This window comes from Pseudodesulfovibrio sp. (genome assembly GCF_028692895.1).
In the GTDB taxonomy this organism is placed as follows: domain Bacteria; phylum Desulfobacterota; class Desulfovibrionia; order Desulfovibrionales; family Desulfovibrionaceae; genus Pseudodesulfovibrio.
Map to the genome: position 1 here is coordinate 1 of NZ_JAQUWN010000031.1, position 13,342 is coordinate 13,342.

Consider the following 13,342-nt stretch of genomic DNA (forward strand, 5'->3'; position numbering starts at 1 on the left):
CCGCGTGGTGCGCGAGGGCGAGGCGGGCGAGGGCGTGATCCTCAAGGACCGCATCGCCGACGCCATGTTCCAGAACGTCCTCATGTACCCGGAGCAGTATTCCGTGCTGGCCACCACCAACCTGAACGGCGACTACATCTCCGACGCCCTGGCGGCGCAGGTGGGCGGCCTGGGCCTGGCCCCCGGCGTGAACATGGGCGACAAGCTCGCCTTTTTCGAGCCCACCCATGGCACGGCCCCGACCATCGCGGGCAAGGACCTGGCCAACCCCGGCTCCCTGATCCTGTCCGGGGCCATGCTCCTGGAGCACATCGGCTGGTTCGAGGCCGCCAACCTGATCCACCGCGCGGTGGAGAAGGCCCTCTCGGCCAAGAAGGTCACGGTGGACCTGGCCTCCCAGATCCCCGGCGCGACCCAGGTCGGCTGCCAGGAGTTCGGCGAGATCCTGCTGGCCAACCTCTAGGCCGTCTTCTCGATACGTAAAAAAGCACCGGCCCGCCGAGAAATCGGCGGGCCGGGCTTTTTTTTGCGGCAGGCGGGTTGCCGCAAGTGGGGTATGGAGGTTGCTATTTGGGGGCGCATTCGGCGGCGAGTTCGACGAAGCGATCGTCGCTGCGCACCGAGGCCGCGTTGCCGGACTTGCCCTCGAACCAGCCCACCCGGCGGGCGGGCCAGACATCGAAGTCCGGGACGTAGGGTTTGATGTCGATGACGGGCGTGCCGTCCAGGACATCCACGTTGTCGAGCAGGAGGGTGTCTCCCCTCACGTCCAGCAGCCGCATGACCGAAAGCCCCATGGGGTTCGGGCGCTTGGGCGAGCGCGTGGCGAAGATGCCGTGCGGGCTGTTGTCCAGGAACGGGGTCACCGTCAGGTCGAAGCCACAGATCTCGTGCAGGTGGTAGAGGACAATCAGGTAGGAGAAGCCTTCGATATCCTTGAGGCCCTCGCGGAATTTCGGAAGCACGGTGATGGTGCCGTGCACCCCGGACGCGCCCGGCGGCTGGATCGGCATCCCCCGGACGTCGGTATGGGGGGTGTTGAAGTAGCCGATGGGCGTGTACGTAATCTGCATTGGGGCCTCCTGGCCGGTTGGCGTTCTGCATGGCTATAGGCACAATGCGTGCCAATGTGCTCATGTGAATGATTTCGGCGTGTTGGGGGACCAACATGCCGACGCGGGCCTGTCGTAGATGACAATTGTGTAGTAGCTGAAATACAAAAACGTACACAAATTGGTGGGAAGCAGGGCGGACGGACCGGGGTCGCGCGGCTGCAGGCTGATCGGCGGGGAATTTCTTTTGCGCCGGGGCGCAAGGTGATAGCCCTTTTCACAAGGAGATTTTCATGGAAACCATCGATTGGAACGACTTTGCGAAGGTGGAGCTGCGCGTGGGCACGGTGGTGCGCGCGGAGCCTTTTCCCGAGGCGCGCCGCCCGGCCTGCAAGCTGTGGGTGGATTTCGGCCCCGAGGTGGGCGAGCGCAAGTCCAGCGCGCAGATCACCGAGCTGTATACGCTCACGGAATTGGTCGGCAAGCAGGTCATCGGCGTGGTCAACTTTCCGCACAAGCAGATCGGCCCGATGCGCTCCGAGTGCCTGGTCTGCGGCTTCTACCGCGAGGACGGCGTGGTCCTGGCCGTGCCGGACAAGCCCGTGCCCGACGGCCTCAAGCTGGGGTAGGCCTTGGTCAGATGTGCCAGACCGAGAGGCCGGGCAGGCGCTTGGCCAGGTATTCGGCCACCAGGCGGCGGTGGCACTGCTCGGGCGTGGGCTCGCTGCACAGCAGGCAGGCACGGTCGAGGTCCAGGGCGGCCGCCCGCTTCTCGATGGCGCGCCGGGCGAGCAGACCGTTGAATTCCCGTTCGTAGGTCTCCCAGGTCATGCCCTTTTTCTTCTTGAAGGCGTCCAGGATTTCCTGGGTGGGGGCCCACTCGGGCAGGTGCAGATAAGCCGCGCCGCAGATTTCCCGCAGGAAGTAGGGCAGGTCGCGGCCCTTGGTGAAGCCCGCCAACTGGGACTGGTTGCTCAGCCGGATGTCGATCAGGGTGGCTGTCCTGACCTTCTTCAGGGCCCCGAAGAATTCCTCGGCGGATTTTTTCGTGAAGCCGATGGTGTACAGGCGCGTGCTCATGGCGTCTCCCTTGTTTCCTCTTCGTGTTCCGCGCGGTAGGCGATCCGCCGGCCCTGGAGCCGGTAGGCCCGGTCCAGCTCCCGCCCGTCCGGGTTCAGCCCCGGCAGGAGGGCCTGGTCCAGGTCGTGCAGGGCGAGCAGGCGTTGTTCCAGGGCGGCCTGGGACTCCAGCGATCCGTCGGCCAGGATGTGCCGGATGTCGAGCTCGTCCCTGAGCCTCCGGGCCACCAGGATGGTCCGGTGGCAGGTCACGGGGTCCTTCTCCGCGCACATGAGGGCCAGGGTGTAGCGCTCCGCCCCGCGCCGGATGCGCTCCAGGCCCTCCCGGAAAACCGGGTGGGCGGCGATCAGGTCGTAGTCGGCCGTCCCGTCCACGTACACGGACGGGTCCTCGAAGCGCGCGCCCACGCAGTCGCCCAGGAACACGTAGGCCACGCCGCTCGCCTTCAGGAACCGCCGGATCTGGTCGGTGTTGAACTCCGGCCGGTGCGCGCTGTAGGGCATGGAGCGAACGTCCGCCACGGCGGTCACGGCGTGGCGGCGCAGGAGGGCCAGGAATTCCTCCGGGGTGTGGGGCGAGTAGCCGATGGTGTAGAGTCGTTGCAATCTGCCTTTATCCTTCGATGAACCCCCGGGTGCCGGGCAGCCAGTCGGGGAACGTATAGACGCCGTTGACCTGGAGCCAGAAGCCGTCGTGTCCGTTCTTTTCCCAGCGCCGCCCGATGCCCACCCGCAGGTAGGCTTCCCGCTGCCGGTGCAGGAACGCGTTCAGGTGGTCGGCGGCGTCGGCGTTGTACCCGGCAGCATACTCGCGCAGCTTGAGGTCGGCAACGGGCAGACGGAAGAACTTTTCCCCGGCGGGGTCGGTGAAGGTGAACCGGAGCCGGTCCCCCTGAAACTGGTCGGGAGCGAACCTTCCCTGGCGCGGGTCGATCCGCACGGTGACGATGGACCGGTCCGGGGGCGCGTCCCAGGGGACGCACTTGTTGTATTCCGGCAGGTCCCGGCCGAACCCCTCCGCCACCGAGTCGGCGCAATCGGCTTCAAGCCGGGCGCGGAAGTCCTTGGCCCGGCTGTAGTGCGCGAAGTGGACGTTTTTGCGGCGGCAGTCCTCGGTGTGCGGCGGCTCGGACTGGACCGCGGGAAGGAAGTCGCCCTCCAGCACCGTGCCCGCCAGGATGTTCAGGTGGGCGCATTCGCCCTTGGAAAAGTAGCTCTCGGTGGGCCGCAGGCAGCGACCGTCCTCGCACAGGCCCGCGACGCAGTGGAAATTGGGATTGTGGAATTCCGTGAAGTCGGTGACGACGAACAGCATGGCATGCTCCGTAAATGGGATGAACGCGCCGCCCTGTCGCGGGCTGCGCCGGAAACATGCGAAGGTATATTTTATCGTTATACAAATATCAAGCGGCAATATAAAAGATTCGAAGGAGCCCGGCGCTGCGGGGGATCAGAACGTGATCTCGGCGGCCGGCATGACCCGGCAGAAGCGGCGGATCAGCACGTCGTTGAACAGGGCGACGATGGTTGCGGCCGAAGCCATGGGTTTGTCGTAGGTGGAGTGGCCGTCCTCCGCCAGCACGGACTCGTCCCCGCGGTAGAGGCCGCATCTCGGTTCCTCGAACATGATGTTTTGCACGTCCACGACGACGAGCGCGGTTTCGGACGCCATGCCTATTCTTATAATGATGGCTGGCCGAGGCCCATGCCGGGCTTCATTTCCTGGCCGGTCAGGTCGGTTTCGTAGCCGCCCAGGGCGGCGATCTCCCGTTTCACCTCGTCGGTGCGGATCAGGGCGAGCAGGGTGACGATCCTCGGGTCGTCCAGGTATTGCTCCGGGATGACCAGGTCGTAGCGCTCGTGGGCCAGGGGCACGAAGTCCAGGCCCAGGGCCTTGGCCGCCGCGTAGATGCCCAGGCCGCAGTCCGCCGCGCCGGTGAGCACGTTCACGGCCACGGCCATGTGGGTGAATTCCTCGTTCGCATACCCGCGCACGGCCGAGGGCGCGATGCCCGCGGACTTGAGGTGGTGGTCCAGAAGGATGCGCGTGCCCGCGCCGCGCTGGCGGTTGATGAAGGTCAGGTCCTCTCGGGAGAGGTCGTTGACGGATTTGACGCCCAGCGGATTTCCCTTGGCGACGATGAGCCCCTGGTGGCGGATGGCGAGGTTGACCACGGCCACGGGCAGCCCCTCCAGGTAGCGCGAGATGAACGGGAAGTTGAAGTCCCGCGTCTCGGGATCGAAGAGGTGGGAGCCCGCGAACAGGGCGGAGCCCGCCTTGAGCGCGGTCAGCCCGCCCATGGACCCGGCGTGGCTGGAGACCAGCCGGAGCGGCTCGGGCAGCCCCATGAGCTCGTTGGCCAGGAGGTCCAGGGTGTTGTCGTGGCTGCCTACGTGGACGAGCACGCGGTCCAGCTCCGAGCGGGGCGCGAGCAGTTCGGCGGCCAGGGTTTCGCCCGCCTCCGCGCCCTCGGCGTTTTCCGGGATGTAGGCCACGGCCTGGGCCTTGGTCATGGTGGTTATCATGCCCGCGCCGCGCGCCAGCGGCGCGCCCACGATGCGGTCGCCGATGCGCCCGGCGGCCAGGCGGATTGCCTCGCGCATTCCGGGGCGCGACGGGGTCTTGCGCGCCAGCACGACCTCGGCCATGGCCGGCTCGCGCGGGGCCGCGCGGCCGAGCCAGGCCACCAGCGGGCCGAGAATCTTTTCGTGGCAGACCACGGCGGAGACCGGGTAGCCCGGCGCGCCCACCAGGAGCCGTCCGGGATGGCCGCTGCGCTCGTCCGAGACGGCCAGCAGGGTCGGCTTGCCCGGCATGACCGAGATGCCGTGGACCAGGACCCGGCCGATGGATTCGAAAACCTTGCGCGAGTAGTCCTTGCTCCCGGCGCTGGAGCCCGCGCCGACCACCACGACGTGGCAGCCGTCGCTGAGCGCGCCGAGCACGGCCGCGCGCAGGGTGGCCTCGTCGTCGCGCACCGGGGCGGACCAGCTCGCGTCCGCGCCCCAGCCGCGCGCGTAGGCCATGAAGACCTGGGAGTTGGACTCGATGACCTGCCCGGGGCCCGGCGCGGGGTGGTCCAGGAAATTCAGCACCTCGTCGCCCGTGGGCAGGAATCGGGCGCGCACCCGCCGGTGCACCTCGATCTCGTAGATGCCCGCCGAGAGCAGGGCGCCGATGTCGCAGGGCGCGAGCCGCCGGTTCTGGGGCAGGAGCAGCTCGGTGGCCACGATGTCCTCGCCGATGCGTCGGACGTGCTGCCAGGGAAAGGCGGGCTTCTCGATCTCCACGGTGTCCGCGTCCTTCTGGACCACGTCTTCGATCATGACCACCGCGTTCATGCCCTCGGGCAGCGGGTTGCCGGTGTTGACGAAGACGAATCCCTCGCCGTGGGCCAGGGCCGTGGGCTCGTCCTCCCGCGCCCGGAAGGTGGCTTCGGCCCGGACCGCGATGCCGTCCATGGCCGCCGAGTGGTAGGTGGGGGAGGAATAGCGGGCGATGACCGGAGCGGCCGTGACCCGGCCCGCGGCCTCGTGGGTGGGGATGGTCTCGGCGCCGAGGAGGGCGGCCCGGTCCAGGGCGTCCTTGGCCAGGGCGACGGCTTCCTCGGGCGCGACGGTCTTCAGGTAGATGTTTCTGCTCATGGGGCCTCCTTTCTGCTTGGAGCCGGCATTGTCCGGACGGGCGGGCGGATGCGGTCCGGAAAAGGGGTTCCGATCCCCTTTCCCGGACGCCTGCGCCGCTAGTCGTTCCGGAACTGGCCGTCCCGGTAGATGACCAGTTCCTCGCCCCCCCGCAGGGTAGCGGTGACGGTTTTGCGTTCGGTGTTGACCAGGTCCCAGTGCAGGGCCGAGTCATTGAAGCCGAGGGCCTCCTTTTTGGCCGCGTCCAGGGTGGACTGGTCGCCCGCGAAGGTGTCGGAGTAGGACGCGCCCACGGCCACGTGGCAGTTGCCCTGCTCGCCGCCGAAGTTCTCGTCGAACAGGGTGTTGGCCATGAAGGCGCTGATCTTGGAGAAGCGGCGGTCGGTCAGGGAGAACTCGCCCAGGCGGCTCGCGCCTTCGTCCAGGGTCAGTTGCTTGGCCACGAAGTCTCCGCCGGTCCTGGCCTCGGTCTTGACGGCCACGCCTTTCTCGAAGGTCAGGCGCACCCCCTCCACGAAGTTGCCGGAGCGGAAGGAGGGCTGGTCCGCGTAGTAGACGCCCTCGGTGCCGCGCCAGTCGGGCGAGAGGAATATCTCGAAGGAGGGGATGTTGTGGCCGGACACGCCGAGCCAGCGGCGCTGCTCGCCGGGGACCACGATCAGGTCGGTGTGCTCGCTCTCTATGCGCAGGTGTTCGACGTCGAGGGCGTTGAGCCACGCCTTGACCTTTTCCGCCTCGTCGAAAATCTCAGCCCACTTGGCGGGCGGGTCCTCGTGGTCCAGGAAGCAGGCGCGGGCCACCTGGGCCTTGAAGTCGTCCATGGACAGCCCGGCCGCCTCGGCCATGGCCGCCGTGGGGTAGAGGCAGAGCGTCCAGCCGAACTCGCCGGTCTGCTCGCGTTGGTCCATGATGTCGCGCATGAACTTGCGGGCCACGGCCGCCGTGCCGATGCGGCGCGGGTCCACCTGCTGGAGGTGGGTCAGCGAGGCCGGGGCGATGAGCGAGATCAGGCCGGAGAGCCCGCCCACGAACTCGCGGTCGCCCGCCGGTACGGCCTTGAGCTGGGCCTCGCCGCCCTTGCCGTAGAAGGAGAGCTCCATGCCGGGTGTCAGGTTCTGGCGCGGGATGGGGTTCAGCCCCTTGTCCACGAGCATGTCGAAAACCGCCTCGGCCAGGGGCAGCGCCTCGGCGTCGAAACGGAGCAGGATGAAGTCGCCGGGGGCGTAGGGCTTGGTCCGGGCGGTGGAGAGTCCCCACCACAGGGTGCGGGCGTATTTGCGTAGTTCGTCGTTGGTGAACATGGGATTCCTTGCTGACGTTTGGGTTTGCTTCCGATGCCTGGACGATAGACCACTTGAGGGCCATTCTCAACCGTTCTCTGAGCGATCCTTGCGGGCGGGGGGAAATGTTTCCCGGTCGCTTGACACGCGGGTGGCATGATTATATCAGCAAGTCGTGCCTGGCCCAATGGCCGGTTTAGTTCAACAACCTGATGTGTCGCCGGGGCCGCCGGCCGGATAGGCGATGCATGCAATCGGCTCGTGACCAACACGGGCTTCCCAAACTTTCCTGGAGGGAACAAATGGGTTACCGAATCACTGTCGATCACAACAAGTGCACCGGCGACGGCGAATGCGTTGATGTTTGCCCCGTTGAAGTCTACGAGCTTCAGGATGGCAAAGCCGTGCCCGTGAACATGGAAGAATGCCTGGGCTGTGAGTCCTGCGTCGAGGTCTGCGAGTCCGACGCCATCACCGTTGAAGAAGAATAGTTTTTAAGTCTTCGAAATGGTATCGGGAGCAGCGGGTTGCCAAATCCGTTGCTCCCGTTTTTTTCGGGGCCGGACCGTTCCCCCCGCGCCTCGCCGGAATCGGCGCTTTTTTTTGCCAGCGCGGTTGACGGTTTCGGTTCGCGACTTTATCTATCCGGGACGCATCCGGCCCGGCGGTCTCGGGCGATTCATTGAGCAGGACGAGGAGTGAGGAACGTAATGGCGCTTGATTTCACGGAATATTTCAAACGGTATGAGGCCATTGTCGGCGAGGTGAACACCCTGTTCGCCAAGTTCGAGACGGAGATGCCGGACAAGGTGAAGTGCGGCAAGGGGTGTTCGGACTGCTGCAACGCCCTGTTCGACGTCACCCTGATCGAGGCCATCTACATCAACCGGAAGTTCAACGAGAAGTTCTCCGGCATGGAGCGCTCCGCGATCCTGGAGCGGGCCGACAAGGCCGACCGCCAGATCCACAAGCTCAAGCGAAAGATATTCAAGGCCACGCAGGAAGGCGCGCCCGCGGGCGACGTGCTGCGCGAGGTCGCCAGGGCCCGGGTCCGCTGCCCCCTGCTGGGCGACGACGACCTTTGCGCCCTTTACGAGCACCGGCCCATCACCTGCCGCCTCTACGGCGTGCCCACCTCCATCGGGGGCGAGGCCCACACCTGCAAGCTCTCCGGGTTCAAGGGCGGGGAGAAGTACCCCACCGTGAACATGGACATCGTCCTTGACCGGCTCATCGCCATCGGCAAGGACCTGCGCAAGGGGATCAACAGCCGGTTCACCGACCTGGGCAATATGCTCCTGCCGGTTTCCATGGCCCTGGTCACGGACTATTCCGAGGAGTACCTGGGCGTGAAGGGCGCGGATGCGCCCAAGCCGAAGAAGGCGGCCCAGACCGGTACCACCTTCACCGGCTCCAAGGGCCGGAAGGCGGAGGCCGAGAAGCCGGAAGCGAAACCGGCTCCGAAGAAGGCGGACGGGGACAAGGAGGGGGCCTGCGCCACCTGCACGTCCGGCAAGTCCGCCTGCGCCACCTGCGACCTCAAGACCATCACCTTGGGCGGGGGGAAATAGCGCGTGACCGACTTCATCAACTACGAGGGCCTCTCCGAAGAGGAGATCGCCGACCGCAAGCGGTACATGTACGACAAGATGTCGCCCCGGCGGCGCAAGTTCGTGGACCGCATGGGCTACGAGAACTGGGACCCGTTCGCGGCGCCGTTCGATCCCATCGACATCCGCACCGACCGCTCCGGCCTGACCTCGCACCAGTTGACCCAGCGCTACATCACGGCCAGCGGCAAGACGATCAACCAGGAGTACATCGACGCGATCAACGAGTTCAACGTCTCGCTGGTCATGAATTTCGAAAAGGTCCGCCCGATATTCGAATACTGCCTGTGGTATGCCGAACATCTGAAAAAACGCGGCATCGAGCCGTAAAGCCCGAGGGGAACGACATAATGGAACAGTTCGACAGCATCGACGACTATATCGAGGACCTCAAGTCCCACCTGCGCGCCAACGCCCAGTGCGGCAACACGCACTACAACCTGGGCGTGGCCTACCTTTCCCGCCGCGACTTCATGGAGGCCGAGACCGAATTCCTGGAGGCCGTGGCCAACTCGCCGAAGATGGCCGAGGCCTACGTCCAGCTCGGCGGCATCGCGCTCCAGCGCGGGGACCTGGAGGGGTGCCTGAACTACAACGTCCAGGCCACCCAGCAGCGGCCGTTCTTCGCCGTGCCCTGGGGCAACATCGGCTTTGTGCAGCTCCAGTTGGGCGACGTGGACAAGGCCCACCAGGCGCTCAAGAAGGCCATCAAGCTCGACCCCAATTTCGTCCAGGCCAAGGCCACCATGAGCAGCGCGCTCATCAACATGGGCGAGTACGAGGACGCGGACAAGCTCCTCAAGGAGATTCTGGACGAGCACCCGAACTTCGGCCCGGCCTGGAACAACAAGGCGATCATCGACGCCCACCGCGAACAGTGGGAGGACGCCAAGGTCTGCATCGCCAAGGCCGAGGAGTCGGGCTTCGAGGTTCCCGAGGAATTCAAGCGGGAAGTGCTGGCGAAATAGCGCACGTTTCCGTTGCCTCGGCCGAGCCGGTGATTATATGAAGGGGAACCGCCCGCGCGCGGTTCCCCTTTTCTTAGTGCATCGCGCGCCAACCCCTACCGGTGGAGGAACCATGCCCCGTTTTCGCCGCGTCAAGACCGACCTCCGCGCCATCCTCGCCGCCGACGACTGGCAGGCCCGCCTGTCCGAACTGGACCAGTGGGCCCCAGGCGTCCTGATTCCCCCGCTGCTCAACCTGCGCCTGGACCGGGACGAGCTGATCCGTTGGCGCTCGGTCACGGCCTTCGGCCTGACCGCCGCCCGCCTGGCCGACGCGGCCATGGAAAGGGCGCGCGTGCTCATGCGGACCTGTATGTGGTACATGAACGAGGAGTCCGGCAACCTGGGCTGGGGCATCCCACACTTCATGGCCGAGGCCATGGTCCGCAGCGAGCGCATCGCTCAGGAATACCACAAGATTCTCGCCTCCTACATCTTCTGCGACGAGGCCTGCGACGGCAACTACCTGGATCACACGGAGCTTCGGCGGGATGTGTTCTGGGGGCTGGCCCGGCTCTCCGCCGTCCGGCCGGAGCTGGTGGCCCACAGCGAGCGGTTCCTGGTCGAGGCCCTGAAGGAGGAGGACCCGTACAACCGGGCCTACGCGGCCTGGACCCTGGGCAACCTGGGGGCGTCGAACGCGCGCGACGCCTTGGGCCCGCTCCTGGACGACGGGCGGGCCATCCGCACCTTCCGGGACGGCGAGCTGGTGGACACCACGGTGTCCGCCCTGGCCCGCGAGGCCCAGGCCCGCCTGGCCTAGCCGTCCGCCGCCTCCGAGGTGCCCGCTTCCCTTTTCCCCGGCCTCGCAGGCCAGGAATTGCGCGGGGTTGCCGGGCCGGGGCCGGACGAAGCGATGCTGGCTGCGCCTGGCCGAGTCCACAAGATGGGCGACGATTTCGGCCAGGGGCCGGGCGTCGGGCCCGGCGCGGACCGGGGGACTCGAAAAAAAATAAAATTTCGCAGGTTCCCGCTTGACATCGGACGGGCCTGCGGATAGTTATCCACTTCGCTTCTGAAATGAAGGCGCGTAGCTCAGGGGGAGAGCATTTGCTTGACGTGCAAAGGGTCGTGGGTTCAAATCCCTCCGCGCCTACCAGAAATCCCCGGAAGGGAGGCCAAGTGCCTCCCTTTCATCGTTTAGAGGGTCATGTTCACGTGGCCCGGCCAAGCCGGGCAGAGGAGAAGAACAGTGCAGATCGAAGTTTCCGGCAAATCGGTTGAATTGGCCGACGGCGCGTCCTGCGCCGACGCCCTTCAGGAAGGGCTGTCCAAGAAACAGTTCAAGCAGGTCGTGGTCGCCAAGTGCGGCGAGACCCTCCTTGACCTGACCGCCTCCATTCCCGCCGGCTGCACTACTCTTACGCCCGTCTTCGCCGACAGCGAAGAGGGGCTCGCCGTCATCCGCCACTCCACGGCCCACCTCATGGCCGAGGCCGTCAAGAAGCTGTTTCCCACCGCCAAGGTGACCATCGGTCCCTCCATCAAGGACGGCTTCTACTACGATTTCGACTTCGAGCGCCCGTTCACGCCCGAGGATCTGGAGGCCATCGAAAAGGAGATGCTCTCCATGGTGGGCGCGGACCAGCCGTTCTCCTGCCGGACCATGAGCGCCGACGAGGCCCGCAGGTTCTTCGCCGACAAGGGCGAGGACTACAAGATCGAGCTCATCGACGACCTGGGCGCCGACCAGTACACCATCTACACCAACGGCGACTTCGTGGACCTGTGCCGCGGCCCCCACGTGGCCCGCACCGGCATGCTCAAGGCGTTCAAGCTTCTCTCCGTGGCCGGGGCCTACTGGCGCGGCGACGAGAAGAACAAGCAGCTCCAGCGCATCTACGGCACCGCCTGGGAGGACCCCAAGGCGCTCAAGAAGCACCTGGAACGTCTGGAGGAGGCCAAGAAGCGCGACCACCGCAAGCTCGGCAACCAGCTCGACCTCTTCTCCTTCAGCGAGGAGATCGGCCCCGGCATGCCCCTGTGGCACCCGCGCGGCATGCTTCTCCGGGCCATCCTGGAGGACTTCGAGCGCAAGGAGCATCTCAAGCGCGGCTACGACCTGGTCCAGGGTCCGATCATCCTCAAGCGCGAGCTGTGGGAGAAGTCCGGCCACTACGACAACTACCGTGAGAACATGTACTTCACGGAGATCGACGAGCAGGCCTACGGCATCAAGCCCATGAACTGCCTGGCCCACATGGTCATCTACAAGCGCAAGATCATGAGCTACCGCGACCTGCCCCAGCGCTATTTCGAGCTGGGCGTGGTCCATCGGCACGAGAAATCCGGCGTGCTCCACGGCCTGATGCGCGTGCGCACCTTCACCCAGGACGACGCGCATCTCATCTGCCGCCCGGACCAGATCGAGAAGGAAATCCTCGACCTGATGAAGTTCTACGGCGACATCTACTCCCTGTTCGGCTTCGACTACGACGTGGAGCTCTCCACCCGGCCGGAGAAGTCCATCGGCTCCGACCACGACTGGGAGGTGGCCACCGAGTCCCTGCGCCAGGCGCTCGACAAGTCGGGCATGGCCTACAAGATCAACGAGGGCGACGGCGCGTTCTATGGCCCCAAGATCGATTTCCACCTGACCGACTCCATCGGCCGGAGCTGGCAATGCGGCACGATCCAAGTGGATTTCACCTTGCCAGAGCGGTTTGACATAGTATATGTGGGCGAGGACGGTGAGCGGCACAGGCCGGTCATGATCCATCGCGCCATGCTCGGCTCCATCGAACGCTTCATCGGCGTCCTGACGGAGCACTGTGCTGGCGCGTACCCTGTTTGGCTCGCGCCGGTGCAGGCCCGGATCCTGAACGTGACCGATGCGCAGCGTGAATTCGTCGAGAAGGTCCAGTCGGTTCTCAAGGGGGAGGGGATTCGCGTCGAAGCGGATCTCCGCAACGAGAAGCTGGGCTACAAGATACGGGAAGCTCAGGTCGAGAAGATTCCGTACATGTTGGTAGTCGGTGACAAAGAGGTAGAGGCCGGGTGCGTGAACATCCGCTCTCGCGACGGCGAGGACCCCGGCATGGTGACAGTGGAAGAAGCTGTGCGGCTGATCAAGGAAACCGCTGCGGCTCCTTTCAAAGCAGGAGGTATGAGCTATAGCTTTTCGGGGTAAATTACGCCGCGACCAGAAGAGGGAAGACACGGTCCGGCGCAACGAAAGGATTCGCATCCCCAAGGTGCGCGTTGTGGACGAGGACGGCGAGCAGTTGGGCGTGTTGGACACCCGTGATGCGCTGGATCGCGCCCGGGAGCGTGGTCTCGATCTCGTCGAGGTGGCGCCCAATGCCGACCCGCCGGTCTGCAAGATCATGGATTACGGCAAGTTCAAGTTCCAGCAGCAGAAGAAGCTGCAGGAAGCGAAGAAGAAGCAGACCGTAATCAAGATCAAGGAAGTTAAGTTCCGGCCCAAAACCGATGAGCACGACTACCAGACCAAGCTCAAGCAGATAGTAAAATTTCTGGAGGGTGGCGACCGCTGCAAGGTGACCGTCTTCTTCCGGGGACGCGAGATCGTCCACAAGGACCGCGGCGTGCTGGTGCTCGACCGGGTGGTGGAGGATACGCAGGAATTAGCCAAAGTCGAGAGCAAGCCCGTGGCTGAGGGACGGACCATGACCATGATGCTTGCTCCCGGGAAAAAATAGTCAGTCA

Annotated in this window: 16 protein-coding genes and 1 tRNA gene; 10 read left to right on the forward strand and 7 right to left on the reverse strand. The window is 65.3% G+C overall.

Translation table 11 applies throughout. The features are described from left to right. Positions 1-463 (forward strand): isocitrate/isopropylmalate family dehydrogenase (locus PHP91_RS09375; RefSeq protein WP_300139870.1); only part of this gene is annotated, 463 nt, incomplete at its 5' end. 103 nt (positions 464-566) lie between these two features. Here PHP91_RS09375 and tsaA read toward each other — a convergent pair. After that, complete coding sequence (tsaA, locus tag PHP91_RS09380; RefSeq protein WP_300139872.1) at positions 567-1,073, reverse strand: tRNA (N6-threonylcarbamoyladenosine(37)-N6)-methyltransferase TrmO; 507 nt, start codon at positions 1,071-1,073, stop codon at positions 567-569. A 272-nt stretch (positions 1,074-1,345) separates the two neighbouring features. Here tsaA and PHP91_RS09385 point away from each other — a divergent pair, with 272 nt between their 5' ends. Continuing rightward, entirely contained in the window at positions 1,346-1,681 is a 336-nt protein-coding gene (locus PHP91_RS09385; RefSeq protein ID WP_300139874.1) for a tRNA-binding protein, read from the forward strand. 7 nt (positions 1,682-1,688) lie between these two features. Here the strand turns inward: PHP91_RS09385 and PHP91_RS09390 are convergent, their stop codons facing one another. The 6 genes from PHP91_RS09390 to PHP91_RS09415 all read right to left on the reverse strand — a co-directional run bounded on the left by PHP91_RS09390 (position 1,689) and on the right by PHP91_RS09415 (position 7,077). Continuing rightward, a complete protein-coding gene (locus PHP91_RS09390) occupies positions 1,689-2,132 on the reverse strand; it encodes a DUF488 domain-containing protein (protein WP_300139876.1) in 444 nt (147 codons plus the stop codon). Next, complete coding sequence (locus tag PHP91_RS09395) at positions 2,129-2,737, reverse strand: DUF488 domain-containing protein (protein ID WP_300139878.1); 609 nt, start codon at positions 2,735-2,737, stop codon at positions 2,129-2,131. Before PHP91_RS09395 ends, PHP91_RS09390 begins: the two co-directional genes overlap by 4 nt. A gap of 7 nt (positions 2,738-2,744) precedes the next feature. Further along, on the reverse strand, positions 2,745-3,446 hold the full coding sequence (locus PHP91_RS09400; RefSeq protein WP_300139880.1) for a hypothetical protein: 702 nt from the start codon (positions 3,444-3,446) through the stop codon (positions 2,745-2,747). A 135-nt stretch (positions 3,447-3,581) separates the two neighbouring features. Beyond that, the gene (locus PHP91_RS09405) at positions 3,582-3,803 is read right to left on the reverse strand and encodes a hypothetical protein (RefSeq protein ID WP_300139882.1); all 222 of its coding nucleotides are present in this window, start codon (positions 3,801-3,803) and stop codon (positions 3,582-3,584) included. A gap of 8 nt (positions 3,804-3,811) precedes the next feature. Further along, entirely contained in the window at positions 3,812-5,776 is a 1,965-nt protein-coding gene (locus PHP91_RS09410) for a molybdopterin biosynthesis protein (RefSeq protein WP_300139884.1), read from the reverse strand. Between the two features lie 98 nt (positions 5,777-5,874). After that, on the reverse strand, positions 5,875-7,077 hold the full coding sequence (locus PHP91_RS09415; RefSeq protein ID WP_300139885.1) for an aminopeptidase: 1,203 nt from the start codon (positions 7,075-7,077) through the stop codon (positions 5,875-5,877). 281 nt (positions 7,078-7,358) lie between these two features. Between PHP91_RS09415 and PHP91_RS09420 the strand changes: the two genes are divergently transcribed. The 8 genes from PHP91_RS09420 to infC all read left to right on the forward strand — a co-directional run bounded on the left by PHP91_RS09420 (position 7,359) and on the right by infC (position 13,335). Then, positions 7,359-7,547, forward strand: a complete 189-nt coding sequence (locus PHP91_RS09420; protein ID WP_300139887.1) for a ferredoxin — start codon at positions 7,359-7,361, stop codon at positions 7,545-7,547. A gap of 219 nt (positions 7,548-7,766) precedes the next feature. Beyond that, positions 7,767-8,627, forward strand: coding sequence for a YkgJ family cysteine cluster protein (locus tag PHP91_RS09425; RefSeq protein ID WP_300139889.1), 861 nt, complete (start codon positions 7,767-7,769; stop codon positions 8,625-8,627). Positions 8,628-8,630: 3 nt separating this feature from the next. Beyond that, complete coding sequence (locus PHP91_RS09430; RefSeq protein WP_300139891.1) at positions 8,631-8,996, forward strand: hypothetical protein; 366 nt, start codon at positions 8,631-8,633, stop codon at positions 8,994-8,996. Positions 8,997-9,016: 20 nt separating this feature from the next. Continuing rightward, positions 9,017-9,634, forward strand: coding sequence for a tetratricopeptide repeat protein (locus PHP91_RS09435; RefSeq protein WP_300139893.1), 618 nt, complete (start codon positions 9,017-9,019; stop codon positions 9,632-9,634). Between the two features lie 112 nt (positions 9,635-9,746). After that, complete coding sequence (locus PHP91_RS09440; RefSeq protein WP_300139894.1) at positions 9,747-10,436, forward strand: DVU0298 family protein; 690 nt, start codon at positions 9,747-9,749, stop codon at positions 10,434-10,436. 261 nt (positions 10,437-10,697) lie between these two features. Next, positions 10,698-10,772: transfer RNA gene (locus tag PHP91_RS09445), tRNA-Val, on the forward strand. A 93-nt stretch (positions 10,773-10,865) separates the two neighbouring features. Beyond that, on the forward strand, positions 10,866-12,803 hold the full coding sequence (thrS, locus tag PHP91_RS09450; protein ID WP_300139896.1) for a threonine--tRNA ligase: 1,938 nt from the start codon (positions 10,866-10,868) through the stop codon (positions 12,801-12,803). Further along, positions 12,787-13,335 (forward strand): translation initiation factor IF-3, encoded by a 549-nt coding sequence (gene infC / locus PHP91_RS09455; RefSeq protein WP_300139946.1) that lies wholly within the window; start codon positions 12,787-12,789, stop codon positions 13,333-13,335. Before thrS ends, infC begins: the two co-directional genes overlap by 17 nt. The last annotated feature ends 7 nt before the right edge of the window (positions 13,336-13,342 follow it).